This window comes from Klebsiella sp. HMSC25G12, assembly GCF_001807705.1.
GTDB lineage: Bacteria > Pseudomonadota > Gammaproteobacteria > Enterobacterales > Enterobacteriaceae > Klebsiella > Klebsiella variicola.
In genome coordinates, this window is record NZ_KV789912.1 from 18142 (window position 1) to 43037 (window position 24896).

Annotated in this window: 25 protein-coding genes and 1 tRNA gene; 14 read left to right on the top strand and 12 right to left on the bottom strand. The window is 60.4% G+C overall.

What is annotated here, in order from left to right; all coding sequences use genetic code 11:
• Positions 1-2: 2 nt before the first annotated feature.
• Together eefB and eefA are read right to left on the bottom strand one after the other, a co-directional pair.
• The gene (eefB, locus tag HMPREF3096_RS22185; RefSeq protein WP_004151514.1) at positions 3-3110 is read right to left on the bottom strand and encodes a multidrug efflux RND transporter permease subunit EefB; all 3108 of its coding nucleotides are present in this window, start codon (positions 3108-3110) and stop codon (positions 3-5) included.
• On the bottom strand, positions 3110-4234 hold the full coding sequence (gene eefA / locus HMPREF3096_RS22190; protein ID WP_012967027.1) for a multidrug efflux RND transporter periplasmic adaptor subunit EefA: 1125 nt from the start codon (positions 4232-4234) through the stop codon (positions 3110-3112). The genes eefB and eefA overlap by 1 nt, the downstream gene beginning before the upstream one ends.
• Before the next feature lie 206 nt (positions 4235-4440).
• On the opposite strand from eefA, the gene HMPREF3096_RS31055 reads away from it, so the two are divergent.
• Positions 4441-4563: a hypothetical protein gene (locus tag HMPREF3096_RS31055; protein WP_046620780.1), complete on the top strand. Its 123-nt coding sequence runs from the start codon at positions 4441-4443 to the stop codon at positions 4561-4563.
• Here the strand turns inward: HMPREF3096_RS31055 and HMPREF3096_RS31060 are convergent.
• Positions 4523-4639: a hypothetical protein gene (locus tag HMPREF3096_RS31060; RefSeq protein WP_012540280.1), complete on the bottom strand. Its 117-nt coding sequence runs from the start codon at positions 4637-4639 to the stop codon at positions 4523-4525. The genes HMPREF3096_RS31055 and HMPREF3096_RS31060 overlap by 41 nt on opposite strands.
• Here HMPREF3096_RS31060 and HMPREF3096_RS22200 point away from each other — a divergent pair.
• Complete coding sequence (locus HMPREF3096_RS22200; protein ID WP_008806784.1) at positions 4614-5030, top strand: GNAT family N-acetyltransferase; 417 nt, start codon at positions 4614-4616, stop codon at positions 5028-5030. The two genes, HMPREF3096_RS31060 and HMPREF3096_RS22200, sit on opposite strands and share 26 nt — an antisense overlap.
• Before the next feature lie 407 nt (positions 5031-5437).
• On the opposite strand, the gene HMPREF3096_RS22205 is transcribed toward HMPREF3096_RS22200, so the two are convergent.
• Positions 5438-6085, bottom strand: a complete 648-nt coding sequence (locus HMPREF3096_RS22205) for a TetR/AcrR family transcriptional regulator (protein ID WP_023298366.1) — start codon at positions 6083-6085, stop codon at positions 5438-5440.
• A gap of 80 nt (positions 6086-6165) precedes the next feature.
• Between HMPREF3096_RS22205 and HMPREF3096_RS22210 the strand changes: the two genes are divergently transcribed.
• Positions 6166-7659, top strand: coding sequence for an MDR family MFS transporter (locus HMPREF3096_RS22210; protein WP_032731510.1), 1494 nt, complete (start codon positions 6166-6168; stop codon positions 7657-7659).
• Here HMPREF3096_RS22210 and HMPREF3096_RS22215 read toward each other — a convergent pair.
• Positions 7656-8627 carry a LysR family transcriptional regulator gene (locus tag HMPREF3096_RS22215; protein ID WP_162822808.1) on the bottom strand — a complete coding sequence of 324 codons (972 nt, stop codon included), beginning with the start codon at positions 8625-8627 and terminating at the stop codon, positions 7656-7658. The genes HMPREF3096_RS22210 and HMPREF3096_RS22215 overlap by 4 nt on opposite strands.
• A gap of 38 nt (positions 8628-8665) precedes the next feature.
• Here HMPREF3096_RS22215 and HMPREF3096_RS22220 point away from each other — a divergent pair, with 38 nt between their 5' ends.
• On the top strand, positions 8666-9295 hold the full coding sequence (locus tag HMPREF3096_RS22220; RefSeq protein ID WP_032731508.1) for a pyridoxamine 5'-phosphate oxidase family protein: 630 nt from the start codon (positions 8666-8668) through the stop codon (positions 9293-9295).
• The gene (locus tag HMPREF3096_RS22225; protein WP_016161992.1) at positions 9295-9765 is read left to right on the top strand and encodes a nuclear transport factor 2 family protein; all 471 of its coding nucleotides are present in this window, start codon (positions 9295-9297) and stop codon (positions 9763-9765) included. The genes HMPREF3096_RS22220 and HMPREF3096_RS22225 overlap by 1 nt, the downstream gene beginning before the upstream one ends.
• Before the next feature lie 19 nt (positions 9766-9784).
• On the opposite strand, the gene HMPREF3096_RS22230 is transcribed toward HMPREF3096_RS22225, so the two are convergent.
• Positions 9785-10321: a carboxymuconolactone decarboxylase family protein gene (locus HMPREF3096_RS22230; RefSeq protein ID WP_008806790.1), complete on the bottom strand. Its 537-nt coding sequence runs from the start codon at positions 10319-10321 to the stop codon at positions 9785-9787.
• A 116-nt stretch (positions 10322-10437) separates the two neighbouring features.
• Between HMPREF3096_RS22230 and HMPREF3096_RS22235 the strand changes: the two genes are divergently transcribed.
• From HMPREF3096_RS22235 to HMPREF3096_RS22245, 3 genes are all read left to right on the top strand, one after another.
• Positions 10438-11343, top strand: coding sequence for an AraC family transcriptional regulator (locus HMPREF3096_RS22235; RefSeq protein WP_032731507.1), 906 nt, complete (start codon positions 10438-10440; stop codon positions 11341-11343).
• A gap of 127 nt (positions 11344-11470) precedes the next feature.
• The gene (nlpA, locus tag HMPREF3096_RS22240) at positions 11471-12280 is read left to right on the top strand and encodes a lipoprotein NlpA (RefSeq protein WP_012967033.1); all 810 of its coding nucleotides are present in this window, start codon (positions 11471-11473) and stop codon (positions 12278-12280) included.
• 24 nt (positions 12281-12304) lie between these two features.
• On the top strand, positions 12305-13159 hold the full coding sequence (locus HMPREF3096_RS22245; protein WP_002922972.1) for a DMT family transporter: 855 nt from the start codon (positions 12305-12307) through the stop codon (positions 13157-13159).
• Here the strand turns inward: HMPREF3096_RS22245 and HMPREF3096_RS22250 are convergent.
• Positions 13149-13709, bottom strand: coding sequence for an NUDIX domain-containing protein (locus HMPREF3096_RS22250; protein WP_032731506.1), 561 nt, complete (start codon positions 13707-13709; stop codon positions 13149-13151). The two genes, HMPREF3096_RS22245 and HMPREF3096_RS22250, sit on opposite strands and share 11 nt — an antisense overlap.
• Before the next feature lie 167 nt (positions 13710-13876).
• Between HMPREF3096_RS22250 and HMPREF3096_RS22255 the strand changes: the two genes are divergently transcribed.
• Both HMPREF3096_RS22255 and HMPREF3096_RS22260 read left to right on the top strand, forming a co-directional pair.
• On the top strand, positions 13877-14656 hold the full coding sequence (locus HMPREF3096_RS22255; RefSeq protein ID WP_032731505.1) for an MBL fold metallo-hydrolase: 780 nt from the start codon (positions 13877-13879) through the stop codon (positions 14654-14656).
• Between the two features lie 21 nt (positions 14657-14677).
• Entirely contained in the window at positions 14678-15631 is a 954-nt protein-coding gene (locus HMPREF3096_RS22260; protein WP_032731504.1) for a GlxA family transcriptional regulator, read from the top strand.
• Here HMPREF3096_RS22260 and HMPREF3096_RS22265 read toward each other — a convergent pair.
• A complete protein-coding gene (locus HMPREF3096_RS22265) occupies positions 15628-16677 on the bottom strand; it encodes an NAD(P)-dependent alcohol dehydrogenase (protein ID WP_032731503.1) in 1050 nt (349 codons plus the stop codon). The genes HMPREF3096_RS22260 and HMPREF3096_RS22265 overlap by 4 nt on opposite strands.
• Before the next feature lie 370 nt (positions 16678-17047).
• On the opposite strand from HMPREF3096_RS22265, the gene HMPREF3096_RS22270 reads away from it, so the two are divergent.
• Complete coding sequence (locus HMPREF3096_RS22270) at positions 17048-17746, top strand: winged helix-turn-helix transcriptional regulator (RefSeq protein ID WP_032731502.1); 699 nt, start codon at positions 17048-17050, stop codon at positions 17744-17746.
• Between the two features lie 51 nt (positions 17747-17797).
• Here the strand turns inward: HMPREF3096_RS22270 and HMPREF3096_RS22275 are convergent, their stop codons facing one another.
• The 4 genes from HMPREF3096_RS22275 to HMPREF3096_RS22290 form a co-directional block, all read right to left on the bottom strand.
• Positions 17798-18088, bottom strand: a complete 291-nt coding sequence (locus HMPREF3096_RS22275) for a putative quinol monooxygenase (RefSeq protein ID WP_008806799.1) — start codon at positions 18086-18088, stop codon at positions 17798-17800.
• Position 18089: 1 nt separating this feature from the next.
• Positions 18090-19097, bottom strand: coding sequence for a zinc-binding alcohol dehydrogenase family protein (locus HMPREF3096_RS22280; protein ID WP_008806800.1), 1008 nt, complete (start codon positions 19095-19097; stop codon positions 18090-18092).
• Positions 19098-19209: 112 nt separating this feature from the next.
• Positions 19210-19677, bottom strand: a complete 468-nt coding sequence (locus HMPREF3096_RS22285; protein ID WP_008806801.1) for a DUF3237 domain-containing protein — start codon at positions 19675-19677, stop codon at positions 19210-19212.
• A gap of 167 nt (positions 19678-19844) precedes the next feature.
• Positions 19845-19939, bottom strand: a tRNA-Sec gene (locus HMPREF3096_RS22290).
• A 292-nt stretch (positions 19940-20231) separates the two neighbouring features.
• Between HMPREF3096_RS22290 and HMPREF3096_RS22295 the strand changes: the two genes are divergently transcribed.
• The 3 genes from HMPREF3096_RS22295 (at position 20232) to HMPREF3096_RS22305 (ending at position 24838) form a co-directional block, all read left to right on the top strand.
• Positions 20232-21626 (top strand): glycoside-pentoside-hexuronide family transporter, encoded by a 1395-nt coding sequence (locus HMPREF3096_RS22295; protein WP_070544610.1) that lies wholly within the window; start codon positions 20232-20234, stop codon positions 21624-21626.
• Positions 21627-21638: 12 nt separating this feature from the next.
• Entirely contained in the window at positions 21639-23957 is a 2319-nt protein-coding gene (gene yicI / locus HMPREF3096_RS22300; RefSeq protein ID WP_032731500.1) for an alpha-xylosidase, read from the top strand.
• Between the two features lie 158 nt (positions 23958-24115).
• Positions 24116-24838: a MurR/RpiR family transcriptional regulator gene (locus HMPREF3096_RS22305; RefSeq protein ID WP_022064766.1), complete on the top strand. Its 723-nt coding sequence runs from the start codon at positions 24116-24118 to the stop codon at positions 24836-24838.
• Positions 24839-24896: the final 58 nt, after the last annotated feature.

A 24896-nucleotide genomic window follows, 5' to 3' on the forward strand; every position in this document is an offset into this window, starting at 1 on the left:
CCTTACTCCTGAGAAGGACGTTGGCGGGTGAAGAGACGTTTCACCAGCACGAAGAACAGCGGTACGAAGAACACCGCCAGCAGGGTGGCTGTCAGGGTGCCGCCGATGATGCCGGTGCCGATCGCCACGCGGCTGTTGGCTCCGGCGCCGGTGGCGATGGCCAGCGGCAGCACCCCGGCGATAAACGCCAGCGAGGTCATGACAATCGGGCGCAGACGAGTCTGCGCGGCGCGGATCGCCGCCCGGGAGAGCGAATACCCCTCATCCACGGCGGATTCAGCGAACTCCACGATCAGGATGGCGTTTTTCGACGACAGGCCGATGGTGGTCAGCAGCGCCACCTGGAAGTAGACGTCGTTGCTTAAACCGCGCAGCGTCGCCGCCAGCGCCGCGCCGAGCAGGCCGAGCGGGATAACCATGATCACCGAGAACGGCACCGACCAGCTCTCATACAGCGCCGCCAGGCACAGGAACACCACCAGAATCGAGATGGCGTAGAGGCTCATCGCCTGGCCGCTGGCGAGCTTTTCCTGCAGCGAAATGCCGCTCCACGCCCAGGTGGAGCCCGCTGGCAGGCTGTCGGCCAGCTTTTCCATCTTGTCCATCGCCGCGCCGGAGCTGAAGCCGGCGGCGTTTTCGCCCTGGATCTCAAAGGCGGCGGAGCCGTTGTAGCGCACCAGGCTTTCCGGGCCGTATTGCCAGTGGGTGGTGGCGAAGGCGGAGAACGGCGTCATGCTGTTATCGCTGCCGCGAACGAACCATTTGCCGAGGTCCGACGGCACCGCGCGCGCGTCGCTTTCGCCCTGGATATAGACCTTTTTCACCCGGCCGCGATCGATAAAGTCATTCACGTAGGTACCGCCCCAGGCGCTGGAGAGCGTATCGGTCACGTCGCTCAGCGACAGCCCCAGCGAGACGGCTTTGTTGTTATCGATATCCACCTGCAGCTGCGGCATCTGCGGCAGATCGTTAGCGCGCACCGACTGCAGCTCGCTGCTCTGGTTGGCCGCCGCCAGCAGCTGGCTGCGCAGCTTCATCAGGCTGTCGCGGTCAGTACCGCCGCTGGCCATCAGCTCGAAGGTGAAGCCGTTGCTCTGTCCGAGGCCGTCCACCGACGGCGGGGTCATGGCGAACAGGGTGGCGTCGCGGATCGTCCCCAGCTCTTTGGTGGCGCGCAGGGCAATGGCCTGGGCGGTATTGTCGTCCCCTTTGCGCTGCGACCAGTTTTTCAGCGACACGAAGGCCATCCCGGCGTTCTGGCCGCTGCCGCTAAAGCTGAAGCCGTCGACGGTGAAAATGACGTCGGTATTGGCTTTCTCTTTGGTGAGGAACCAGTCGGTCACCTGGCGGCGCACCTCAGCGGTACGCACCGCGGTGGCCCCGGCGGGCAGGGTGTACTGGACCATGATCTCCCCCTGGTCCTCCACCGGCAGGAAGCTGCCCGGCAGCTTCCACATCGCCAGCGCCATCGCCCCGCAAATCAACGCGTAAGCGCCCATCATCACTGCGCCCCGGCGCAGGCCGCCGAGTACGCGGCGCTGGTAGCCTGCTTCCGTGCGCCCCCACAGGCGGTTAAAGGCGCCAAAGAACCCTTTGGTGTGTGGTTTGGAGTGGCTGAGCAGCGCGCCGCACAGCGCCGGGGTGAGGGTTAGCGCCACCACCACCGACAGCATCATTGCCGAAATAATGGTTACCGAGAACTGGCGATAGATGACCCCGGTCGATCCGCCGAAGAAGGCCATCGGCAGGAACACCGCCGACAGCACCAGGGCGATCGCCACCAGCGCGCCGGAGATTTCGCCCATCGATTTTTCGGTGGCTTCGCGGGCGGGGAGCCCTTCGTCGCGCATAATGCGCTCGACGTTTTCCACCACCACGATGGCGTCATCCACCAGCAGGCCGATCGCCAGCACCATGGCGAACAGCGTCAGGGTGTTAATCGAGTAGCCGAACAGCGCCAGCACCCCAAAGGTGCCAAGCAGCACCACCGGCACCGCCACCGCCGGAATAAGCGTCGCGCGGAAGTTCTGCAGGAACAGATACATCACGCAGACCACGAGAATGATCGCTTCGAACAGGGTCTGAATCACATCCTCGACCGAGATTTTGATGAACTCGGTGCTGTCCTTCGGATAGGCGATATCGTAGCCCTGCGGCATCTGACGCTGGAATTCGGCGATTTTGCTTTTCACCAGGGTCGCGGTGTCCAGCGCGTTGGCGCCGGGGGCCATCATCACCGCGATCCCGGCGGCCGGATGGCCGTTCAGATTGGCGGTGGCGGTATAATCCTCGCTGCCCATCTCCACCCGCGCGACATCGCTCAGGCGCACTACCGAGCCGTCGGCCTGGCTTTTCACGATGATCGCTTTGAACTGGTCAGGGGTTTGCAGCCGGGATTGCGCGCGCACGGTGGCGGTCAATTGCTGGGCATTGGACGACGGTAGCGCGCCGATTTTACCGGCGGAAACCTGCACGTTCTGCGCCTCAATCGCCGACTGAACGTCGGAAGGCATCAGCGAGTAGGAGGCGAGTTTGGTCGGGTCCATCCAGACGCGCATCGCGTATTCGGCGCCGAATACCTGCAGGCTGCCGACGCCCTCCACGCGCGCCAGCGGGTCCTGCATATTGCTGACCAGCCAGTCGGAGATATCGGAGCTGGTGGCGCGATTGGTTTTGTCATACACCGCGAGGATCAGCAGGAAGCTGCTCTGCGATTTTTCCACCGTTACGCCGGACTGCTGGACTTCGCTCGGCAGCCGCGATTCCGCCTGCTGGACTTTGTTTTGCACCTGCACCTGGGCGGTGTCCGGGTCGGTCCCTTGCTCAAAGGTGACGGTGATGCTGACCGAGCCATCGGAGCTGCTGGTGGAGCTGAAGTAGAGCAGATGGTCGAGGCCGGTAAGCTGCTGCTCGATCACCTGGGTGACGCTGTTCTCCAGGGTTTCGGCGGACGCCCCGGTATAGGTGGCGGAGATTTTCACCGCCGGCGGGGCGACGTCCGGATACTGGCCTACCGGCAGGGTGCGGATCGCCAGCACCCCGGCGAGCATAATCAGAATGGCGATCACCCAGGCAAAGACCGGGCGACGCACGAAGAAACGGGAGAACATCAGGCATTGCCTCCGTTATTGTTGACGGCAACGGCCTTCACTGTCTGTCCGGGGGCCACTTTACTGGTGCCTTCGACAATCAGCTTATCGCCTGCTTTCAGGCCGCTCAGCACCAGCCATTTATCGCCATAGGTGTCGCCGGTTTCCACGGTACGCTGCTCAACTTTGTTGGCGGCATCGACCACCAGCGCCGTGGCGTCGCCTTTGGCATCGCGGGTGATCCCCTGTTGTGGGGCGAGGATCGCGTCGTTCATGATGCCTTCATCGATGCGCGCGCGGACGAACATCCCCGGTAGCAGGACGTGCTGCGGGTTGGGGAAGATAGCGCGCAGGGTCACCGAGCCGGTGGATTCATCGACGGCGACTTCGGTGAGCGCCAGACGCCCTTTTTCCTGGTAGGTACTGCCATCTTCCAGGGTTAACGTCACGCTGAGGGTGTCGCTGTTGCTGGCCAGGCTTTGTTTGCGTAAACGCAGGAGATCGACGCTGGATCGCGTCAGATCGACATACATGGTGTCGAGCCCGCGGATCGTCGCCAGCGCGGTATCCTGATCGGCGGAGACCAGCGCCCCCGGCGTGACCGACGAGATGCCGATGCGCCCGGCTATCGGTGCGGTGACGGTGGTCCAGTTCAGGTTGATGCGCGCGCTCTCCAGCGCCGCTTTCTTCGATTCCACGCTGGCCTTGTCCTGGGCGCAGGTGGAGGCGGCGTCGTCGGCATCCTGGCGGGAAACGCCGTTATCCCTGACCAGCGACGCGTAGCGCTGGGCCTTCTGGCAATCGGAGACCACCAGCGCCTGGGCCTGTTTCAGCGCGGCCGCCGCTTCGTTCCAGGTCGCGCGATAGCTGGAGGGATCGATCTGGTAAAGGGCCTGCCCGGCCTTCACCATATCGCCTTCGGTAAACAGGCGCTTCTGGATGATGCCGCCCACCTGGGGGCGTACTTCGGCGCTGAGCGAGGCGGTGGTGCGCCCGGTGAGCTGGCTGACTACCGGCACCGGCTGGCTTTGCAGGGTGACCACGCCCACTTCCGGCGTGGGTTGCTGCGGGGCAGATGTCTGCGCATTATCGCATCCGCTAAGGAGAAATAATGCTGTCGCGATGGGAGCTATGATGTATTTCATTATATTTTCTCAAGATATAAGACGTCCGCCCCGTTTATTTAAAAACGAGGGAATAGGTTGGGCGCTGAGGCATTTTCGGGTGAGCGAAAATGACAAAAAAGGAACACAGATGTTCCTGAACGTGATTGTTATTGTGTCTCCGTTGAAGCCAACCTCTTCGGTCTTCAGGAGGTGAAAAGCGCATCTCCTCTGGTTTTGTGGTGAGAATGATCATTCTCATTTTTCTCCATTATACGATCCGTCGCGATAATGGAAAGGTTTTTTTGCTTACTTTTAGAACGCAAAAAATTAAGGCAAATAATCATGGAGAAAATAAGAATATTTTGTGAAAGTGGAGAGGGAAAATAACCATTCGGCATCGCGATACTGGAGATAGTTAATGACGCTAATCATTACAAAAAGCATTAATCCCGACGATCAACAAGAATTGTTTGCCGGTCTGCGGCAGTATAATCAGCAGTATCTCGATGCGGCGCAGTTTGGCGATCTGGGGGTTTACTCCCGCGATGCGCAAGGGGTGATGCAGGGCGGGCTGATTGCCAAACGCAAGGGCAACTGGCTGTGCATTGAGTATCTGTGGGTTAGCGAGGCGACGCGCGGGCGCGGGTTGGGGAGCGAGCTGATGCAGGAGGCGGAACAGCAGGCGCAGGCGCTAGGCTGCAGCCATCTGCTGGTGGATACCTTTAGCTTCCAGGCGCTGCCGTTTTATCAGAAATTAGGCTATCAGCTGCAGATGTCGCTGCCCGACTTCCCCCACGCAGGCATGCAGCGCCACTATTTGTCGAAGGCGCTGTAACGGTAGTGGTATCCCCGGGCGGTCAGGTACCCTACCTGTGGTTGTGCCGGATGGCGGCTGGCGCCTTATCCGGCCTACGTTCCGAGCGGCCTGTTATTGATATACCCACTTGCGCGACTGAAACTGCCGGTGCTGGCCGGAGCCCGGGGGTACAGGGGGCGGCGGCGACTGGCCGCCCCCTGTGCGCTCCCAGCACCATAAGTGACATAGCGCAGAAGAAATATCGGGAGCGCAATCTGCCCGGACATAACACGGGAGTGATAGCCCTGCTAAGCGCAGTGCGAGCAGGGAAATTTACGGTTGTGCCGTTATTTCTGTAGCCCTGCTAAGCGTATCGCGAGCAGGGAAACTCCCGGATGGCGGCGCGTGGCGCCTTATCCGGGCTACAAAAGCGTCAAAACCACGCCTTAACCTCCGACGCCGTGGCCCATTAACGCCAGCGCGTGGCTGATGATGGTCTGGCGGTTGACCGCCTGTAAACGCGGATCGCTGTGAATGCGTGAAAATGGCACCAGCACCAGGCTAATCACCGTGGTAAACAGCAGCTCCGGCGACAGCGCCGGATTGATCTTGCCCTCCAGCTGCCAGCGACGCACCGTCTCCAGCATCACCTGAAAACGCTCCTCGCCGAAGCGGGCATCCATATGCTGACGCAGGATCGGCATCTCGCCGATGATCTCCTGCATCCACAGCGGCGCAAACCAGGCGTTTTTCTCCGCCATATGCGCCAGCGTCTCGACCATCATCGTCAGCGCCAGCACCGGATCCTGCGGATGATCGACAAAAATGCGGCTGATGTGATTGCGCAGCGGCATAAAGCGCTCCTCAATCAGCTGGGTCACCAGCGCATCCCGGGAACTGAAGTAGTAATGCAGCATCGCCGGCGTCACCCCGGCCTCTTTGGCGATGGCGTTCAACGATACGCGGCCCGCCCCGTCGCGGGCAAACAGCATCAGGGCAATGTCCATCAGCTGTTCGCGATTGGCAGTATCCGGTTTTTTACCGCGCGGCCGACCCGGGCGGCGGGGGGCATCCTGATCCTTTTGTGCTGTCATGGTATGGCGATCTCTTGACCCGACTCATTCTTTCACTAAATATTAATTATGCATTTAATTAATTTCAAGCGAGCGTTGTAATGACTTCTGAAGTCGCTAACCCACCGGTGCAGTCGATACGCCTGCTGTTCAGCGCATTGCTGTTGGTGATGTTGCTCTCGGCGTTGGATCAGACCATTGTCTCCACCGCGCTGCCGACGATTGTCGGCGAACTGGGCGGGCTGGACAAGCTTTCCTGGGTGGTCACGGCCTATATTCTCAGCTCCACAATCGCGGTGCCGCTGTACGGGAAATTCGGCGATCTGTTCGGTCGCAAAATCGTGCTGCAGGTGGCGATTGGGCTGTTTCTCGTCGGCTCCGTGCTCTGCGGGCTGGCGCAGAACATGACCCAGCTGGTGCTGATGCGCGGCCTGCAGGGGCTCGGCGGCGGCGGCCTGATGGTGATCAGCATGGCGGCGGTCGCCGACGTCATCCCACCCGCCAACCGCGGCCGCTATCAGGGGCTGTTCGGCGGTGTTTTTGGCCTGGCGACGGTGATCGGCCCGCTGATCGGCGGTTTTCTGGTGCAGCACGCCTCCTGGCGCTGGATCTTCTATATCAACCTGCCGCTCGGCCTGTTCGCGCTGCTGGTGATCGGCGCGGTATTCCACAGCAGCAATAAACGCAGCCAGCATCAGATTGACTGGCTGGGGGCGATTTACCTCAGCATGGCGCTGTTGTGCATCATTCTGTTTACCTCGGAAGGGGGCAGCGTCCACGCGTGGAATGACCCGCAGCTGTGGTGCATTCTGGCCTTCGGCATCGTGGGGATCATCGGCTTTATTTACGAAGAACGGATGGCCGCCGAGCCAATTATTCCGCTGGCGCTGTTCCGCAACCGCAGCTTCCTGCTGTGCAGCCTGATTGGCTTCGTCATCGGCATGTCGCTGTTCGGGTCAGTCACTTTCCTGCCGCTCTATCTGCAGGTGGTGAAGGAGGCGACGCCCACCGAGGCCGGGCTGCAGCTGATCCCCCTGATGGGCGGCCTGCTGCTGACCTCGATTATCAGCGGGCGGATTATCAGCCGTACCGGTAAATATCGCCTGTTCCCCATCCTCGGCACCCTGCTCGGCGTGACCGGCATGGTACTGCTGACCCGCATCACCATTCACTCGCCGCTGTGGCAGCTGTACCTGTTTACCGGTGTGCTGGGAGCGGGTCTGGGGCTGGTGATGCAGGTGCTGGTCCTGGCGGTGCAGAACGCGATGCCAGCGCAGATGTACGGCGTCGCCACCTCCGGCGTGACCCTGTTCCGCTCGATTGGTGGCTCCATCGGCGTGGCGCTGTTTGGCGCGGTGTTCACGCACGTGCTGCAGAGCAACCTGCAAAAGCTGTTGCCGGAAGGCGCGGTGCTGCCGCCGGGAATGAATCCAGTGGCGGTTCAGCACCTGCCCGCGGATATCCGCCTCGACTACCTCGACGCCTTCGGCGCGGCGATCCACGCGGCGTTCCTGATGGCGGCCGGCATTATGGCGGTGGCGTTTGTCCTCTCCTGGCTGTTAAAGGAGGCACCGCTGAAGACCGCGACGCATTAAGCGGCCCCGGCGATGCGCAGCAGTGCCTGACGCAGCGCCGGCGCGGCAAAATCGATAAATTTCCGCAGCTTAAGCGGCGCCAGATCCCGCGCGGTATACAGCAAATGGACCGGCGCCGGATCCGGCTCGACGTTTTCCAGCAGCAGACGGATCTCCCCGTGGCGCAGGCCATCCAGCGCCTGATAATGCAGTAAGCGGGCCACCCCCACCCCCAGCCGCGCGGCATCGGCGGCGCTCTCTGGCGTGGTGACGGATAGCACCGGCGGCAGGTTAATCAGCTGGTCCTCGCGCTCAGCGGCGCGAAAGCGCCAGCCGCGATAGGGCATCGGCGATTCAATGCGGATGATCGGCAGCGCCGCCAGATCGCGCGGCCGCTGCGGCTCGCCGTATTTCGCCAGCAGCGCCGGATGGGCGCAGGCCACAATCCGCATGGTGCCGAGGCGGGTGGCCACCATGCTGCTGTCCGCCAGGTCGCCAATCCGCACCGCCAGATCGACATGGTCGCTCACCAGGTCGGCATTGCGATCGCTGAGCAGCAAACGGACGCGAATTAGCGGGTAGCGGGCGATAAATTCACTGATTACCGGAAGAACGTGCTGGCGTCCAAACATCGTCGGCGCGGAGATCACCAGCTCACCCTTTGGCTCCTGATATTCGCCCGTCGCCTGGCGTTCGGCGTTTTCCACCTCCTCAAGGATCCGCTGCGCGGCGGCAACATAATCGACCCCGGCGTCGGTGAGTGTCAGTTTGCGGGTGGTTCGCGCCAGCAGGCGCACGCCCAGCGCGCTCTCCAGTTCACCAATATGGCGGCTGACGGTGGTCAACGGCATATTCAGCGCCCGCGCCGCCGCCGACATGCTCCCCAGCTCGGTCACTTTCACCAGCAGCGCCATCGCGCTTAATCGATCCATTATTCTCCCGTTTTTCGGAAAGATGATTGCCACTTTACCCGTATTATCATTCTTCACAGTACAGTCCATGATGGCGCCAGACAACAGGAGGCGCTATGGCAGCAACCTTTCTCGATATCGCCATCACCCCGGACGTGATGGATGTGCAGCACGAAATGGGCAGCGACACGCTGTGGCAAACGCCGCACAGTCGCCGCCAGGCCGACCGCTTCGGCGACAGCGAAGCGGGGATGATCGCCACCCGCGACAGCTTTTATCTGGCGACGGTGTCGCAGAGCGGCTGGCCCTACATTCAGCATCGCGGCGGCCCGGTGGGGTTTCTGCATCTGCTGGATGACACCACCCTGGCGATGGCCGATTTCGGCGGCAACCGCCAGTACATCACCACCGGCAATCTGCGTGGCAGCGACCGGGCCTGCCTGTTTTTGATGGATTATCCGCGCCGTGCCAGGCTGAAAATCTACGCCACCGTCGAGGTCGTGGCGGCAGAGGACCATCCGCAGCTGCTGGCGCAGGTGGCGCCGGTAAACTATCGCGCTCGCATCGAACGTCTGTTTCTTTTTCATTTGCAGGCGTTTGACTGGAACTGCCCGCAGCACATTACGCCGCGCTACAGCGCGCAGCAGGTGGCGGAGTACAGCCAGAACCTGCAGCAACGTATTCATGACCTGGAGCAGGAGAATCAGCGCCTGCAGCAGCAATTAGCCTCAAAAGGAGACTCCTGATGAATGAGCAACGTCCCCCGTTACCGCCGTTTACCCGCGACAGCGCTATCCAGAAGGTCCGCGCCGCGGAAGATGGCTGGAACAGTCGCGATGCCGAAAAAGTCGCTCTGGCCTACACCGTCGATAGCGAATGGCGCAACCGCAGCGAATTTGTCCACGGCAGGGGGCAAATTGTTGAGTTCCTGCAGCGAAAATGGCGCAAGGAGCAGCAATACCGGCTGATTAAGGAGCTGTGGGCATGGCAGGAGAATCGCATTGCCGTGCGCTTCGCCTATGAGTGGTGCGACGACAGCGGCAACTGGTTTCGCTCGTATGGCAATGAGAACTGGGAGTTTGATAAGCACGGACTGATGCAGACGCGCTACGCCTGCATCAACGACCTGCCGATCGCCGAAAGCGAGCGCCTGTTCCACTGGCCCCAGGGGCGCCGCCCGGACGATCATCCGGGGCTAAGCGAATTGGGACTGTAAACAGGCGCGCGACGACGGGTTAATCGGCTTTCGGGAAGTCGACCACCGTGTCGTTAACCCGGTTCACCATGTTGGTGAACAGGATGGCGCTGACGGCGCTGATGATCTCAATCACCTGCTGGTCGCTAAAACCGGCGTTGCGCAGCGCGGCGACGTCGGCTTCCGGCAGCGTACCGGTGGTGGTCACCAGGGTCTGCGCGAATTTCACCAGCGCATCAAGCTGCGCCTCTTCCGCATACTCCCCGCGGCGCAGGGCGTGGATTTGTTCGCTGCTGAAGCCGGCTTTTTTCGCCATCAGGGTATGCGCGGCCAGACAGTAGTCACAGCCGGTGGCTTCGCTGACCGACAGGTTAATCGCTTCCAGCTGTTGGGCGCTGAGGCTGCCTTTATGGAGCATCGCATTGTGCGCCAGCGCCTGCTGCAGTGCTGCCGGCGAGTGGCCGCCGATGGTGAGATAGGCGTTCGGCACTTTGCCCATCGCTTTTTTGATCCCGGCGAAAATATCGGCGGCTTTGCCGGTGGCGTCTTGTTCACGGATATCTGCTAAACGGCTCATGGTTAACTCCTGTTGTTATCGAGGGTGTGTTGGCAATGGGGTCATCTTAGGCGCTTGCCGCATGCTAGACTGGCGGTCTTCGTCTCACCTTTTTGTCTTATCGTCTCAGGAGAAGCATGGACAGTCTCAGTCATCTGCTGGCGCTGCTGGCGCCGCGCTGCGAAGTGAACCTGCACTGTCGCTTCGGCGGCCGCTGGCAGGCCGGGCACCAGCAAATGCGCAGCGGCGTGGTGCCCTGGCACGTGGTGCTGCGCGGCGAGGGGCGGCTCAACGTCGGCGGCCAGACTCATCACCTGCGCGCGGGAGATGTGGTCCTCCTGCCGTACGGTTCGCCGCATCTGATGGAGAGCCTGGTGGAGTGGGGCCAGGTGCTGCCGGTAGCGCACCGGTTTAACGGCACGGTGACGGAAATGCGCGTCGGCCCGGCGGAGGGGGCGCTGGAGATGCTGTGCGGCGAATTCTATTTTGGTCCGCACGTCAGCTGGCTGTTCAGTGAAGCATCGACGCTGATCCATCTCCATACCGATGCGCGTGAAGACTGCCCGGAGCTGGACGCGCTGCTTAATATACTGGTGCGCGAGAGCCTGGCGCAGCGTCCCGGCGGCAGCGCTATCGTGCGCAGCCTCGGCGATACGCTGCTGGTGCTCCTGCTGCGCATGCTGCTTGGTGAGCAACAGCCGCCCGGTGGACTGCTGCGTCTGATGAGCGATGAACGCCTGATGCCGGCGGTGCTGGCGGTGATGGCGACCCCGGAGCAGCCGTGGACGCTGGAAACCATGGCCGCCCGTGCCTTTCTTTCGCGGGCCACCTTTGCCCGTCATTTTGCCCGCGTTTATCACCTGACGCCGCAGGCGTGGCTGTCGCAGCTGCGAATGGCGCTGGCCGCCCGGCTGCTGCGCCTGGAGCGTCAGACCAACCTCGAGGTCATTGCCGAACGCTGCGGCTTTCAGTCGCTGGCGTCCTTCTCGAAGCGCTTCAAAATGCGCTATGGCGTGACGCCGGGTGAGTGGCGACGGGGCTAGCGCCTCGCGTTTCGCGAAGATGATTTTATTTCCAGTTGCGTGGTTTGCTGTTTATTACCCGACCCGAAAGTCGCTATAGTTTTGCACGAAAAAAACAATGACAGTCAGGACAGACAGGGTGAAGAGGATGAGATTACGTTTACGGGCCGCCGCCGCAGTGATGCTGGCGGGTCTGGCGCTGGTCGGCTGCGACCAAAAGGGTAATGAAGCGAAGCACATTAAGGTCGGCGTGATTAACGGCGCCGAGCAGGATGTGGCGGAAGTGGCGAAGAAGGTGGCCAAAGAGAAGTACGGTCTGGACGTCGAACTGGTGGGATTCAGCGGCTCGCTGCTGCCTAACGAATCGACCAATGCCGGCGATCTGGACGCCAACGTCTTCCAGCATCGGCCTTTCCTTGAGCAGGACAACAAAGCGCATAACTATCATCTGGTGGCGGTCGGCAATACCTTCGTCTTCCCGATGGCCGGCTATTCGCGCAAGATCAAGTCAGTCGCCGAACTGAAAGACGGCGCGACGATCGCCATTCCCAACGACCCGACCAATCTCGGGCGGGCGCTGCTGCTGCTGCAAAAAGAGAAGTTGATTACCCTCAAAGCCGGGACCGGCCTGCTGCCGACGGCGGTGGATATCACCGACAACCCGCATAACCTGAAGATCATGGAGCTGGAAGGGGCGCAACTGCCGCGCGTACTCGACGATCCCAAAGTCGACGTGGCTATCATCAGCACCACCTACCTGCAGCAAACCGGGCTGTCGCCGGTTCGTGACGGCATCTTTATCGAAGATAAAAACTCGCCCTACGTGAACATCATCGTGACCCGGGAAGACAATAAAGACGCGGAAAACGTAAAGGAGTTTATGCAGTCGTACCAGTCGCCGGAGGTGGCGAAGGCGGCAGAGACTATCTTCAACGGCGGCGCGGTGCCGGGCTGGTAAGCCTACACACAGGGAGAGGCGCGTATGGTACGCCAACGGCAGGCTGACCTGCTGCTGATTGCCGCGACGGTGATTGCCGCCTGCGGCTGGATTTTTTCCCGCGAGGCGATCGCCGGCATGCCGGTATTCGCGTTCCTTGGGCTGCGCTTTTTCTTCGCCGCGCTGCTTCTGCTGCCGTTCTGCCGCGGTTTTCGCCCGCAAAAGCAGCACTGGCCAAAACTCATCATCAGCGGACTCTGGTTTGCGCTCAACCTCTGCCTGTGGATCTATTCGGTCTCCACGACGGCGTCGCTCGGCGAAGGGGCGTTTATCATGAGCCTGTCGATGATGTTCGTCCCGCTAACCGCGTGGGTGATGATGAAGGTGCGCCCGCCTCGCGCCTGGTGGGAGTGCCTGCCGATCGCGGTGGTAGGCCTGGGGCTGCTCAGTCTGCATATGCCGATAGCCTTCCACCCCAGCCAGGGCTGGTTTTTGCTGACGGCGCTGGTGCAGTCGATCTGGTTCTGTTACACCAGCCGCTGCGCGCGTGAAGTACCGCTGATCCCCCTGACCACCGTGCAGCTGGCGATCACCGGTATCGTCGGGTTGACCATCTCCGCTGCCGTTGAACGCTGGGACCAGCCGATGACCCTGCCGACTCTCGGCTGGCTGGTGGCCAGCATTGTCATCGCCACCAGCCTGCGCTTCGGTCTGCAGATGAAGGGGCAGAAGTACGCGGCGGTGGCCAGCGCCGCGATCATCATGGTGCTCGAACCGCTGCTGACGGTCATTGCCGCCGCGCTGTGGTACGGCGAACAGCTGCCGCTACAGAAGATTATCGGCGGCGTGCTGATCCTGGTGGCCCAGCTGTGGTTCCGCTGGCGGATGCTTAAGCCGTAAGCGGGCCGCTTCGCCGCTGCGCCATCAGCTGCAGCAGCGGCACCAGCGACAGCCCGTCCGGCATCTCGCCGCGGGCGATCAGCTGGTTTATCTCGTCGAAGGTAAACCAGCCGGTCTCCATCACCTCATCCTGATCTGCATCCATCCCCACCCAGCGTAAACCGGTGGCCAGCCAGGTGATAAACAGCTGATCGCTGCTGCCGTAGGAGGGGTTGAAGCGAATGATCTCCTCGACGCGTTGCGCCTGCCAGCCGGTCTCTTCCCGCAGCTCGCGCAGCGCGGCGGCCGCCGGATCTTCCCCTTCATCGACGCCGCCAGAGGGAATCGCCCACACCACCTGATCGATCAGATAGCGGTAGTGGCGAATCAGCAGTACTTTCTCATCCTGGATAGCCACAATCCCCACTGCCGGGCGCGGGTAATGAATGGAATAAAAGTCGCGGCGCTCGCCGGGGGCGACATCAATACCCACCTTACGCATGCTGAACCATTGCGTCTCGGCGATGACCTGCGGGTCGTGCATATCGGCGGCGGTCAGTTTCTTTTTCATCCTGCCACTCCTGTCAAAAATTGAGCCTTAAGAACAACATAGCCGGAGGCGGATGGCAACCGCCGCAGGTTGGCCCGATTCCATCGATCATTGCCCAAATGCCCCTGTTGAGCCAGGTGCGGACTCAGTACGATGTTCGTCAGATGACCCCACTGAGGAACACCAACATGAACATCACCCACATCCGTAATGCGACCCAGAGGATTGACTACGCCGGGAAAAGATTTCTCATCGACCCGATGCTGGCTGACAAGGGCGCCTGGCCAGGTTTTCCTGGCACTGCGCGCAGCGAGCTGCGCAATCCGCTGGTCGAGCTACCGTTTTCCCGCGATAAAATTATCGATGTTGATGCGGTGATCGTCACCCATACCCATGACGATCACTGGGACGCGGCGGCGATCGCCGCGATCCCGAAAACCCTGCCGGTGTTCGTCCAGCATGAGGCCGACGCCGCGCTGCTGCGCAGCCAGGGATTTCAGGATCTGCGCCTGCTGTCGGCAGACAGCGAATTTGCCGGCGTGCGCCTGCAGAAAACCACCTCCGGCCAACACGGCAGCGACCGGACCTACGCGGTGCCGGCGATGGCTGAGCGCCTGGGAGAAGCCTGCGGCGTGGTGTTTCGCCATCCGCAGGAGAAGACGCTGTGGCTGATGGGGGATACCATCTGGCGTGATGAAATTGAAGCTGATCTGCTGAAGCTGCGCCCGGACGTGGTGGTGTTGAACGCCGGCTACGCCCACGTCATCGGCTTTGGCCCGATAATCATGGGCAAGGAAGATCTTCTTAACGTGCACTTCGCCCTGCCGGAAGCGAAAATCATGGCTATCCACCTCGAGGCGGTCAACCACTGTCTGGTGAGCCGGGAAGAGATGCGCCAGTATGCGCTGGATAATCAGATTGCCGATGTGGTGAGTATCCCGCAGGATGGGGAAACCGTGGTTTATTAACATGCGCAAGGGGAAAGGACGATGAAACTCACCGACGTGGCGATTGTCGCCGTAGAGGGCTTTAGCCCGTTTCACTATGCCGTCCCCTGCATGCTGTTTGGCGACTCGGTCTCTGAAATCAAACGCTTTAACCTGCACATTTGCGCCGAGCGGCCGGGGCTGCTTCGCGCCCGCGATGGTTTTGCGCTGTACGCCACCGGCGATTTCGCCGCGCTGGAACAGGCGGATATCGTGGTGGTGCCTTACTGGGGCGAGGTCGATCGGCGTCCGCCGCAGGCGCTGCTTGATAGCCTGGTGCGGGCGCGGGATAACGGCGCGGAGATTGTCGGCCTGTGTCTCGGCGCGTTCGTCCTCGGCTACGCCGGGCTGCTGGACGGCAGGCGAGCGGCGACCCACTGGGAGTTCGAGCAGGATTTCCAGCGCCGGTTTCCGCAGGTGCAACTGGATATCAATGCCCTGTATGTGGATGACCAGCGAGTGATCACCTCGGCGGGCACCGCAGCGGCGCTGGACTGCTGCCTCTACCTCATCCGCCAGCGTTTCGGCAGCCTCGCGGCCAACCAGATCGCCCGGCGGATGATTGTTTCGCCGCACCGCGAGGGCGGCCAGGCGCAGTTTATCGCCCAGCCGGTGCCGAAAAACACCCGCGATGCGCGAATCAACTGCCTGCTGGATTATCTGCAGCAGCATATTGCCGAGCCGCACAGTCTCGATTCGCTGGCCCGGGTGGTGGCGATGAGCCGCCGTACCCTGACCCGCCACTTCGCCCGGGCGACCGGGATGAGCATTACCGACTGGCTGACCGCCGAACGTCTGCGCCGCAGCCAGAGTCTGCTTGAGGCGGGCGATCTGCCGGTCGAGCAGGTGGCGGAGGCGGTGGGCTATCTTTCAGCGGTCACCTGGCGCCAGCAGTTTAAAGCGCGCTTTGGCGTCAGCCCGACGGAATGGCGGCGCACCTTTCGTCGCGGCGCTTAGCCGGCGAGGGTCGCACTGTCGATCACGAAGCGGTATTTCACGTCACCCTTGACCATTCTTTCCCAGGCTTCGTTGATCTCATCGCCGCGGATCAGCTCGATATCGGCGACGATGCCGTGTTCGGCGCAGAAGTCGAGCATCTCCTGAGTTTCCGGAATACCGCCGATCATCGAGCCGGCAATCGACCGGCGGCGGAAGATCAGATTGAACACTTCCGGCGACGGATGCGGCGTGGCCGGAGCGCCCACGAGGGTCATGGTGCCATCACGTTTCAGCAGCGTGGTGAAGGCATCGAGATTATGCGGCGCCGCCACGGTGTTGAGGATGAAATCGAAGCTTTTGACGTGGGCCGCCATTTCGTCTTCATTGCGCGACACCACCACGTCATCGGCGCCCAGCGCTCTGGCCGCATTACGCTTGGATTCGGAGGTGGTAAAGGCCACCACGTGGGCCCCCATGGCGTGGGCCAACTTGATCCCCATATGCCCGAGGCCGCCGATGCCGACGACGCCGACTTTTTTACCCGGCCCGACGTGCCAGTGGCGCAGCGGCGAGTATGTCGTGATCCCGGCGCACAGCAGCGGCGCGACGGCGGCCAGCTGCGCTTCGGGATGGGTTATCCGCAGCACGTAGTGTTCATTGACCACGATCTGCTGTGAATAACCGCCAAGCGTGTGTCCCGGCGCGTCCTGGGTCGGCCCGTTATAGGTCAGCACCATATGGTCGCAGTAGTTCTCCAGTCCCTCAGCACACTCTTCGCACTGTTGACAGCTATCGACCATGCAGCCGACGCCCACCAGATCGCCGACGGCGTAGCGCGAGACGGCGTTGCCGACCGCGGTCACCCGACCCACAATTTCATGCCCCGGCACGCAGGGATAGAGCGTTCCCGCCCATTCCGATCGCGCCTGGTGGAGATCGGAGTGGCAGACGCCGCAGTAAGCGATGGCGATCTGCACATCCTGCGGCCCCGGTTCGCGGCGGGTGATGGCCATTGATTCCAGCGGCTGGCTGGCGGAGTAGGTACCAATAGCGTTGATTAGCATAGCGAAACCTCTTCTTGATGAATGGACTCAATAGAGCGGGAGGGGAATGCGGGTGGTCAGTGGCATCGATAAGCGTAGCCTGGACTGGCCGAGATGCGAGGGGGAAAGCGGTTGAGAAACCCTCAGGCGCGGCGTTAGCCAGCGCAGTAAATAATAAGGTGGCCTTATCTTTATCGCCGCTAAGCCTTATAGGTATTTACGGCAAATAGTATTATTTATTCCTGTAGAATAAAGATAAATAGTTATTGCAGATAATGATGCTTACACTCTTTTTATCCCCGTAACGTCTTGTCTTTTATTCGTTATTTCACCTGTTGATACTATGATTCTCAACGAATCACTTTTTCAACCTGACCGATGGCATAAAACCATGTCGATACCTGCAGCCAGCCTCTCTACCGACCAGGCGTTACCGTCTTTTTATTACGGAAGACAGACAAAGCCGTTATTCGCGGTGGAATCCCTGTTATCTGCGTTCCTGCCCGCCAGCTCACCCTTTGCGCTGCCGCGATCGACCTATTATCGTTTTCCGCCGATCCAGGCTGAATCCGGATTAATTCTGCTCGAAGAGGGGATTGCCTCGCTATGCCATGCGGAAAACAACATGGTGATATCAACGATATTTTCCCCTTCGCTATTGGGATTAATCGATGGTTACGGCGTCTTTAACGGTATTCCGGAAAAACACCACTGCTCTCTGTTTGCTGAGACAGATTTGCGCGGACACTGGATAGCGCATCAGGCCGCGGTCGAGATCCTCAATGCGCAAAACTTGTGGCAGGAGATGGCCCATGTTCTGGCGCAGCGGCTGATGGTGTTGAGCATGCGTTCGCAGGAGATGATGGGGGTGGATTCTTACCTGATGGTGCGAACCCTGCTAACAGAGCTGGCGGACTATCCGGAGGCATATCGTCGCCAAATCAACGTCCTGAGCTTTATTCAGCGCCGTACCAACTTGTCGCGTAGCCGCATTATGTCGATTCTGTCGGAGCTGCGTAAAGGTGATTATATTACGATCCATCGCGGTGTGCTGAGGACCATTGCTCACCCGCTTCCCGCCCACTTTTAAGCCCGTGCGGCGGAGGGGCGTGATTTTCCCACCCCTCGTGAATCGAACCTGCTAAGGCTCAATCGCCGTCAGGTAGTCCAGCCGCAGCGGCTCAGCCAGCAGGGACTCCATTTGCGTCATAAACGCCTGAAAATAGGGCATCGCGACATGCGCATCGAGGGCGTCCTGTCCCTGCCACGCCTCGCGCATGTAGAAGGTGTCCGGCGCGTCGCGCAGCTGAAACAGGGCGTAGTCGAGATTGCCCGGCTCCTGTCTTGTCGGCAGGAGCAGCGCCTGCAGGGCCTGGCGCAGGGCGTCCGTCTGGCCCGGTTTCGCCTTGAGCACGGCGATAAGCGATATCATCTTAAAACCCCTCGAGCACAATCTTGCCGACGGCACGCCCGGTTTCCAGCTGGCGATGCGCTTTCTGCAGATTGGCGGCGGTGATGGCGCCGTAGTGTTCGCCGAGGGTGGTTTTGATCGTGTGGCTGTCGATCAGCGCCGCCACGCGGGTGAGCAACTGATGCTGGGCGATCATATCATCCGTCTCAAACATTGAACGGGTGAACATAAATTCCCAGTGCAGGGACAGGCTTTTCGCTTTCAGCGGCACCACGTCGAGGGTCTCCGGGTCATCAATCAGCGCCAGCTTGCCCTGCGGGGCGAGGGCGTCGATCAGCGCGTTGAAGTGCTGCTCGGTGTTGGTCAGGCTGGCGACATGGGTCACCGCGCTGATGCCAATGCGCGCCAGCTCGTTGGCGAGCGGCTTGCTGTGATCGATCACATGGTGCGCGCCCGCCTCGCGGACCCACTGCTGGCTCTCCGGACGCGAGGCGGTGCCGATCACCGTCATGGCGGTCAGTTTGCTGGCCAACTGGGTCAGGATTGACCCCACGCCGCCCGCCGCGCCGACGATCAGCAGCGTGTCGCCCGCATTGCCGCCTTCCTTAACGCCGAGACGGTGAAACAGCAGCTCCCAGGCGGTGATCGCCGTCAACGGCAGCGCGGCGGCAGCGGCGTTATCGAGGGTGCGCGGTTTGTGCGCCACCAGGCGCTCGTCCACCAGCTGATATTCACTGTTGCTGCCGGCCCGGCCCAGCGCGCCGGCGTACCAGACCTCATCACCCGGGGCGAACAACGTCACCTCCTCACCGACGGACTGCACCACGCCAACGGCGTCCCAGCCCAGCACCCGCGGTGTGTCGCCCTGGAAGCCGGCGCGCACTTTGGTGTCTACCGGATTGACCGAGATGGCTTTCACGGCGACCAGCAGGTCACGCCCGTGGGCGGTGGGGACCGGCAGGTCGATCTCAGTTAAAGAAGGGATGTTGTTGCCGTCAGCGGCGGCTTGAGTAATGGCGATAGCTTTCATAACTGCTCCGGTCTGTGATTCGGGTGAATGAAAAGATGACGCGATAGTAGACCGCTGCCGGGAGGGGAAAAACGGGCTAACGGCAATAACAGTTATATGCAGAAAGTGAAAATCAGCCCACCTGATAGAAATCGAGCATTACCCCATCCTGGGTCCGGCCACCGGCGCAGATAAACAGCGAGGTGGTTAGCCAGCTGAGCGCGGGGGTATCCACCTCGAAGGAGGGAACGGTGCGAAAATAGATGGCTTCTGGCGGAATATCGCTAAAAAAGCGCATATCGTCGGCGAATAGCTGGTCATGATACTGGGCCGGCACCCGGCGGATGCCATTGTTTTCCACATAGACGGTCCCTTCCGCCACCTGCAGGGCATAGCGGGCGGACAGCCTGCAGGTGCCGTTGGGTTCGATTATCTGGCTGTCGACGCCGCCGGGCAGCACGTGGCCGCGAAGTTGACCCGAGACGCTGCCGCCGATAATCGGGATCAGCTGGCGCTTACCGGTCTGCGGGCTGCGGGAGACAATTATCGGTTTATCAACCTGGATGGTAATGGAAAAACAGTGTCTGAGTTCGGGGGTCATTATGGCTCTCCTGTTTCGGTTGGCAACGGCACGCGGCCACCGCGCCAGTGTAACGGGTTTGCGAGAGACAAAATAACGCAGGGTTTGGATGAAAATGATTGGCTGGGATGATGAGTTTGGGGGTGCTCAGGTTGGTATGGCGTGGCTTTGGGGGAGCAGAGGCAAACTGGCGGAAGATCACAGGAGTTGAACCTGCCCGGGACCGCTGGCGGCCCCAACTGGATTTGAAGTCCAGCCACCTCACCGGAGATGACGATCTTCCGCGCCTCGATTGCTACATGGAGGCGGGGCGCATTATAGCTACTTTCAGCCGTTTACCACATACCTAAACGCACTTTTTTACTGTTAAAACTGGACTTTACAGAACAGTCCTGGACAAATCCTCACAAAATCCGTGAGTTACACTTTTTCACTCCCTGATTCCCTACCACGATCACAGAAAACAAGAAACGTAATCTGATAACGAGATATCGCAATTCATCTTACTGCGGCAAAGGTTTACAAAAATCGTAACCGGTACCAATCCGCGGTGCCGCTAAGGGAATAGTGCGCATATGAAAGATCATATTTTGTCCGTCAAAGAGAAAATTGGCTACGGCATGGGTGACGCCGCCAGCCACATCATTTTTGATAACGTCATGTTATACATGATGTTTTTCTACACCGATATTTTTGGTATCCCCGCCGGCTTTGTCGGCACCATGTTCCTGCTGGCGCGCGCGCTGGACGCGATTTCTGACCCGTGCATGGGCCTGCTTGCCGACCGTACCCGCAGCCGCTGGGGTAAGTTCCGCCCATGGATCCTCTTCGGCGCCATCCCGTTCGGCCTCGTCTGCGTGCTGGCCTACAGCTCGCCGGATTTAAGCCACAACGGCAAGCTGATCTACGCCGCCGTGACCTACACGCTGCTGACCCTGCTCTACACCGTGGTGAATATCCCCTACTGCGCGCTGGGCGGCGTGATCACCGACAACCCCACGCAGCGCATCTCGCTGCAGTCCTGGCGCTTCGTGCTGGCGACGGCGGGGGGCATGCTCTCCACCGTGCTGATGATGCCGCTGGTCAACTTTATCGGCGGCGAAGATAAAGCGCTCGGCTTCCAGGGCGGCATCGCGGTGCTGTCGGTGGTCGCCTTCCTGATGCTGGCCTTCTGTTTTTTCACCACCAAAGAGCGTGTCGAAGCGCCGCCGAGCAGCACTTCGATGCGTGAAGACTTGCGCGATATCTGGCGCAATGACCAGTGGCGGGTGGGTGGCGTGCTCACCATCCTCAATATCCTCGCGGTCTGCGTTCGCGGCGGCGCGATGATGTACTACACCACCTGGATCATGGGCTCGGCGGCGCTGTTCACCGTCTTCCTCACCACCTACTGCGTCGGCAACCTGATTGGCTCGGCGCTGGCGAAACCGCTGACCGACTGGAAATGCAAAGTCAGCGTCTTCTGGTGGACCAACGCCCTCCTGGCGGTGCTCAGCGTGGCGATGTTCTTCGTACCGATGGACGCCGAAATCACCATGTTCGTCTTTATCTTCATCATTGGCGTACTGCACCAGCTGGTGACGCCAATCCAGTGGGTGATGATGTCCGACACCGTCGACTACGGCGAATGGTGTAACGGCAAACGCCTGACCGGCATCAGCTTCGCCGGCACCCTGTTTGTGCTCAAGTTAGGGCTGGCGCTGGGCGGCGCGCTGATCGGCTGGATGCTGGCCGGCGGCGGCTATGATGCCGCCGCTAAAACCCAGAACAGCGCCACCCTCACCATCATTATCGCCTTGTTCACCCTCGTTCCGGCGGTGTGCTACCTGCTGAGCGCGGTGATCGCCAAACGCTACTACACGCTGAAAACACCGTTCCTGAAAAAAATGATGGCCGAGCTGGCCGAGGGCGCGCGTCGCAACGAACAAGATTTCACCGCAGCCCCGATCGATAAAGAATGGCAAAACTAAGAGGACGTTTTAATGAAAATCAGTGATGGAAACTGGCTCATTCAACCAGGGCTCAACCTGATCCAACCCGTACAGGTTTACGAGGTGGAACAGCAGGGGAATGAAATGGTGGTCTATGCCGCGCCGCGCGATGTTCGCGAACGTGCCTGGCAGCTGGATACGCCATTGTTCACCCTGCGCTTTTTCTCGCCTCAGGAAGGGATAATCGGCGTGCGCATGGCGCACTTCCAGGGCGCGCTGGATAACGGCCCGCACTATCCGCTGAACGTGCAGAAAGACGTCCATGTCGAAATAGAAAATACGGCCGGGTTCGCCGAGCTGAAAAGCGGCAACCTCAGCGTGCGCGTCACTAAAGGTGAATTCTGGGCGCTGGATTTTCTGCGCGACGGCGTGCGCATCACCGGTAGCCAGTTGAAAAACAACGGCTACGTGCAGGATAGTAAGACCCAGCGCAACTACATGTTTGAGCGCCTCGACCTCGGCGTCGGCGAAACCGTCTACGGCCTCGGCGAGCGCTTTACCGCGCTGGTGCGCAACGGCCAGACGGTAGAAACCTGGAACGAAGACGGCGGTACCAGCACCGAGCAATCCTACAAAAATATCCCCTTCTATCTGACCAACCACGGCTACGGCGTGCTGGTCAACCATCCGCAGCGCGTCTCCTTCGAGGTGGGCTCGGAGAAGGTCTCTAAAGTCCAGTTCAGCGTTGAAGGCGAATACCTTGAGTACTTCGTGATCGACGGCCCGACGCCGAAAGCGGTGCTTAACCGCTATACGCAGTTCACCGGCCGCCCGGCGCTGCCGCCGGCATGGTCGTTCGGTCTGTGGCTGACGACCTCGTTCACCACCAACTATGACGAAGCGACGGTAAATAGCTTTATCGACGGCATGGCTGAGCGCCATCTGCCGCTGCACGTCTTCCACTTCGACTGCTTCTGGATGAAGGCCTTCCAGTGGTGCGATTTTGAATGGGATCCGCTAACTTTCCCGGACCCGGAAGGGATGATCAAACGCCTGAAGGCGAAAGGGCTGAAGGTCTGCGTGTGGATCAACCCGTACATCGGCCAGCGCTCGCCGGTGTTCAAGGAGCTGAAAGAGAAGGGCTACCTGCTGAAGCGCCCGGACGGTTCGCTGTGGCAGTGGGATAAGTGGCAGCCGGGGCTGGCGATTTATGACTTCACCAACCCGGAAGCCTGCCAGTGGTACGCCGACAAGTTAAAAGGCCTGGTGGCGATGGGGGTCGATTGCTTCAAGACCGACTTCGGCGAGCGTATCCCGACCGACGTCCAGTGGTTTGACGGTTCCGATCCGCAGAAAATGCACAACCACTACGCATTCATCTATAACGAGCTGGTGTGGAAGGTGCTGAAAGAGACCGTCGGCGAGCAGGAGGCGGTGCTGTTCGCCCGCTCCGCCTCGGTGGGCGCGCAGCAGTTCCCGGTGCACTGGGGCGGCGACTGCTACGCCAACTACGAATCGATGGCGGAAAGCCTGCGCGGCGGGCTGTCGATCGGCATGTCCGGCTTCGGTTTCTGGAGTCACGATATCGGCGGTTTCGAAAACACCGCGCCGGCCCACGTCTACAAGCGCTGGTGCGCCTTCGGCCTGCTCTCCAGCCACAGCCGGCTGCACGGCAGCAAATCCTATCGGGTGCCATGGGCTTACGACGAAGAGTCCTGCGACGTGGTGCGCCACTTCACGCAGCTGAAATGCCGCATGATGCCGTATCTCTATCGCCAGGCGGCGCTGGCCAACGAGTTCGGCACGCCGATGTTGCGTGCGATGATGCTCGAGTTTCAGGACGATCCGGCCTGCGACTATCTTGACCGCCAGTATATGCTCGGTGATTCGGTCCTGGTGGCGCCGGTGTTCTCCGAAGCGGGCGAGGTGCAATTTTATCTGCCGGATGGGCGCTGGACGCACCTGTGGCATAACGATGAATTACCGGGTAGCCGCTGGTATAAGCAGCATCACGATGCGCTGAGCCTGCCGGTCTACGTTCGTGACAACACCCTGCTGGCGCTGGGCAACAATGACCAGAAACCCGATTATGCCTGGCATGAGGGCACCGCCTTCCAGCTGTTCCACCTCGAGGATGGACGCGAGGCACGTTGTGACGTTCCGGCGGCAGACGGCTCGACGATTTTCACCCTGAAGGCCAGGCGCCAGGGCAACACCATCGCCGTGAGCGGCGAAGGCGAGGCCCGCGGCTGGACGTTGTGCCTGCGCAATATCCCGCAGGTCGCGGGCGTGCAGGGCGGGACTCAGGCCGGCAGCGAATGGGGTATGGTAGTGAGCGCCGAGGGCAATACGCTGACGATTACCCTGTAAAACACCATCTTAACGGCTGCAACCCTCTCCGCCAGCGGCGAGGGTTTTTTTATTTCATTTTTGTACAAAAAGTAACGTTCATTTCATAGTGGTGACTCAGGCCGCAGACGCTGTCGCCGAACGGTGTTAGCGTATTCTGCCGTTGAGAGGAGCCCGCCATGGACTTAGAAAATATCTTTCGTGACGTGAAGCTAAGCAAAACGGAAATGACCGTGCTGCGCTTTATTCAGAACGACCCGGAGCAGTGTATCCGCCAGGGCGTCCGCGCGGTGGCAGAGCAGTGCTATAGCAACCCCTCTTCGCTGGTCCGGCTGGCGAAGAAACTGAAGTTCAGCGGCTGGCTGGAGCTGGTCTATTTCATCAAGTTCAATATCACCATGCCGAAGCTCGATGTCACCAACGATATCGACTACATGAGCGTTCGGCCGGAAGAAGCGCTGACGCCGCTGCTGGCAAGCCTTAAACAGCAGCGCATCCTGATCCACGGCAGCGGCTTTTCGCAGCTGATCGCCCAGTATATTTACAACAAGTTCCTCGTCACCGGCGTGAATGCCAGCCTGGCGCTGTGGCCGGATTATGAAATCCTCGAACAGAAAAACGCCGCCCGCTTCGACTCCATCTGGATCATTTCTAAATCCGGGCGCAGCAGTTCGGCGCTTAACTGGGTGAAGGCCCTGGAGGGGAAGGAGATTAATCTGGTCTGCTTTACCGGCGACTATCAAAGCCCGCTGGCGCAGGCTGCGGATACGGCGTTTATTATTCACGACCCGCAGAAGTTCGACGATGATATTTACTGGAGCAACCCGTTTTTCGGCTACTGCATCTTAGGCTTTGAGCGACTGTTGAAGATGTGGTTTACCAGCCTACGTAGTAATAGTTAGCCCCCGCTAAGCGCGACGCGAGCGGGGGGAGTTCCCGGATGGCGGCTGGCGCCTTATC

Excerpts from the sequence above, each read along its gene's own strand:
- HMPREF3096_RS22275 (WP_008806799.1), bottom strand. The coding sequence starts at position 18,088 with ATGATATCGCTTATCGCCGTGCTCAAGGCGAAACCGGGCCAGACGGAC.
- HMPREF3096_RS22235 (WP_032731507.1), top strand. The coding sequence starts at position 10,438 with ATGGACAGTCTCAGTCATCTGCTGGCGCTGCTGGCGCCGCGCTGCGAA.
- HMPREF3096_RS22205 (WP_023298366.1), bottom strand. The coding sequence starts at position 6,085 with ATGACAGCACAAAAGGATCAGGATGCCCCCCGCCGCCCGGGTCGGCCG.
- HMPREF3096_RS22250 (WP_032731506.1), bottom strand. The coding sequence starts at position 13,709 with ATGAAAAAGAAACTGACCGCCGCCGATATGCACGACCCGCAGGTCATC.
- HMPREF3096_RS22230 (WP_008806790.1), bottom strand. The coding sequence starts at position 10,321 with ATGAGCCGTTTAGCAGATATCCGTGAACAAGACGCCACCGGCAAAGCC.
- HMPREF3096_RS22280 (WP_008806800.1), bottom strand. The coding sequence starts at position 19,097 with ATGAAAGCTATCGCCATTACTCAAGCCGCCGCTGACGGCAACAACATC.
- HMPREF3096_RS22305 (WP_022064766.1), top strand. The coding sequence starts at position 24,116 with ATGGACTTAGAAAATATCTTTCGTGACGTGAAGCTAAGCAAAACGGAA.
- eefB (WP_004151514.1), bottom strand. The coding sequence starts at position 3,110 with ATGTTCTCCCGTTTCTTCGTGCGTCGCCCGGTCTTTGCCTGGGTGATC.
- HMPREF3096_RS22285 (WP_008806801.1), bottom strand. The coding sequence starts at position 19,677 with ATGACCCCCGAACTCAGACACTGTTTTTCCATTACCATCCAGGTTGAT.
- HMPREF3096_RS22220 (WP_032731508.1), top strand. The coding sequence starts at position 8,666 with ATGGCAGCAACCTTTCTCGATATCGCCATCACCCCGGACGTGATGGAT.
- eefA (WP_012967027.1), bottom strand. The coding sequence starts at position 4,234 with ATGAAATACATCATAGCTCCCATCGCGACAGCATTATTTCTCCTTAGC.
- HMPREF3096_RS22225 (WP_016161992.1), top strand. The coding sequence starts at position 9,295 with ATGAATGAGCAACGTCCCCCGTTACCGCCGTTTACCCGCGACAGCGCT.
- HMPREF3096_RS22270 (WP_032731502.1), top strand. The coding sequence starts at position 17,048 with ATGTCGATACCTGCAGCCAGCCTCTCTACCGACCAGGCGTTACCGTCT.
- HMPREF3096_RS22245 (WP_002922972.1), top strand. The coding sequence starts at position 12,305 with ATGGTACGCCAACGGCAGGCTGACCTGCTGCTGATTGCCGCGACGGTG.
- HMPREF3096_RS22210 (WP_032731510.1), top strand. The coding sequence starts at position 6,166 with ATGACTTCTGAAGTCGCTAACCCACCGGTGCAGTCGATACGCCTGCTG.
- HMPREF3096_RS22260 (WP_032731504.1), top strand. The coding sequence starts at position 14,678 with ATGAAACTCACCGACGTGGCGATTGTCGCCGTAGAGGGCTTTAGCCCG.
- HMPREF3096_RS31055 (WP_046620780.1), top strand. The coding sequence starts at position 4,441 with ATGATCATTCTCATTTTTCTCCATTATACGATCCGTCGCGATAATGGA.
- HMPREF3096_RS22295 (WP_070544610.1), top strand. The coding sequence starts at position 20,232 with ATGAAAGATCATATTTTGTCCGTCAAAGAGAAAATTGGCTACGGCATG.
- HMPREF3096_RS22265 (WP_032731503.1), bottom strand. The coding sequence starts at position 16,677 with ATGCTAATCAACGCTATTGGTACCTACTCCGCCAGCCAGCCGCTGGAA.
- nlpA (WP_012967033.1), top strand. The coding sequence starts at position 11,471 with ATGAGATTACGTTTACGGGCCGCCGCCGCAGTGATGCTGGCGGGTCTG.
- yicI (WP_032731500.1), top strand. The coding sequence starts at position 21,639 with ATGAAAATCAGTGATGGAAACTGGCTCATTCAACCAGGGCTCAACCTG.
- HMPREF3096_RS31060 (WP_012540280.1), bottom strand. The coding sequence starts at position 4,639 with ATGCTTTTTGTAATGATTAGCGTCATTAACTATCTCCAGTATCGCGAT.
- HMPREF3096_RS22255 (WP_032731505.1), top strand. The coding sequence starts at position 13,877 with ATGAACATCACCCACATCCGTAATGCGACCCAGAGGATTGACTACGCC.
- HMPREF3096_RS22200 (WP_008806784.1), top strand. The coding sequence starts at position 4,614 with ATGACGCTAATCATTACAAAAAGCATTAATCCCGACGATCAACAAGAA.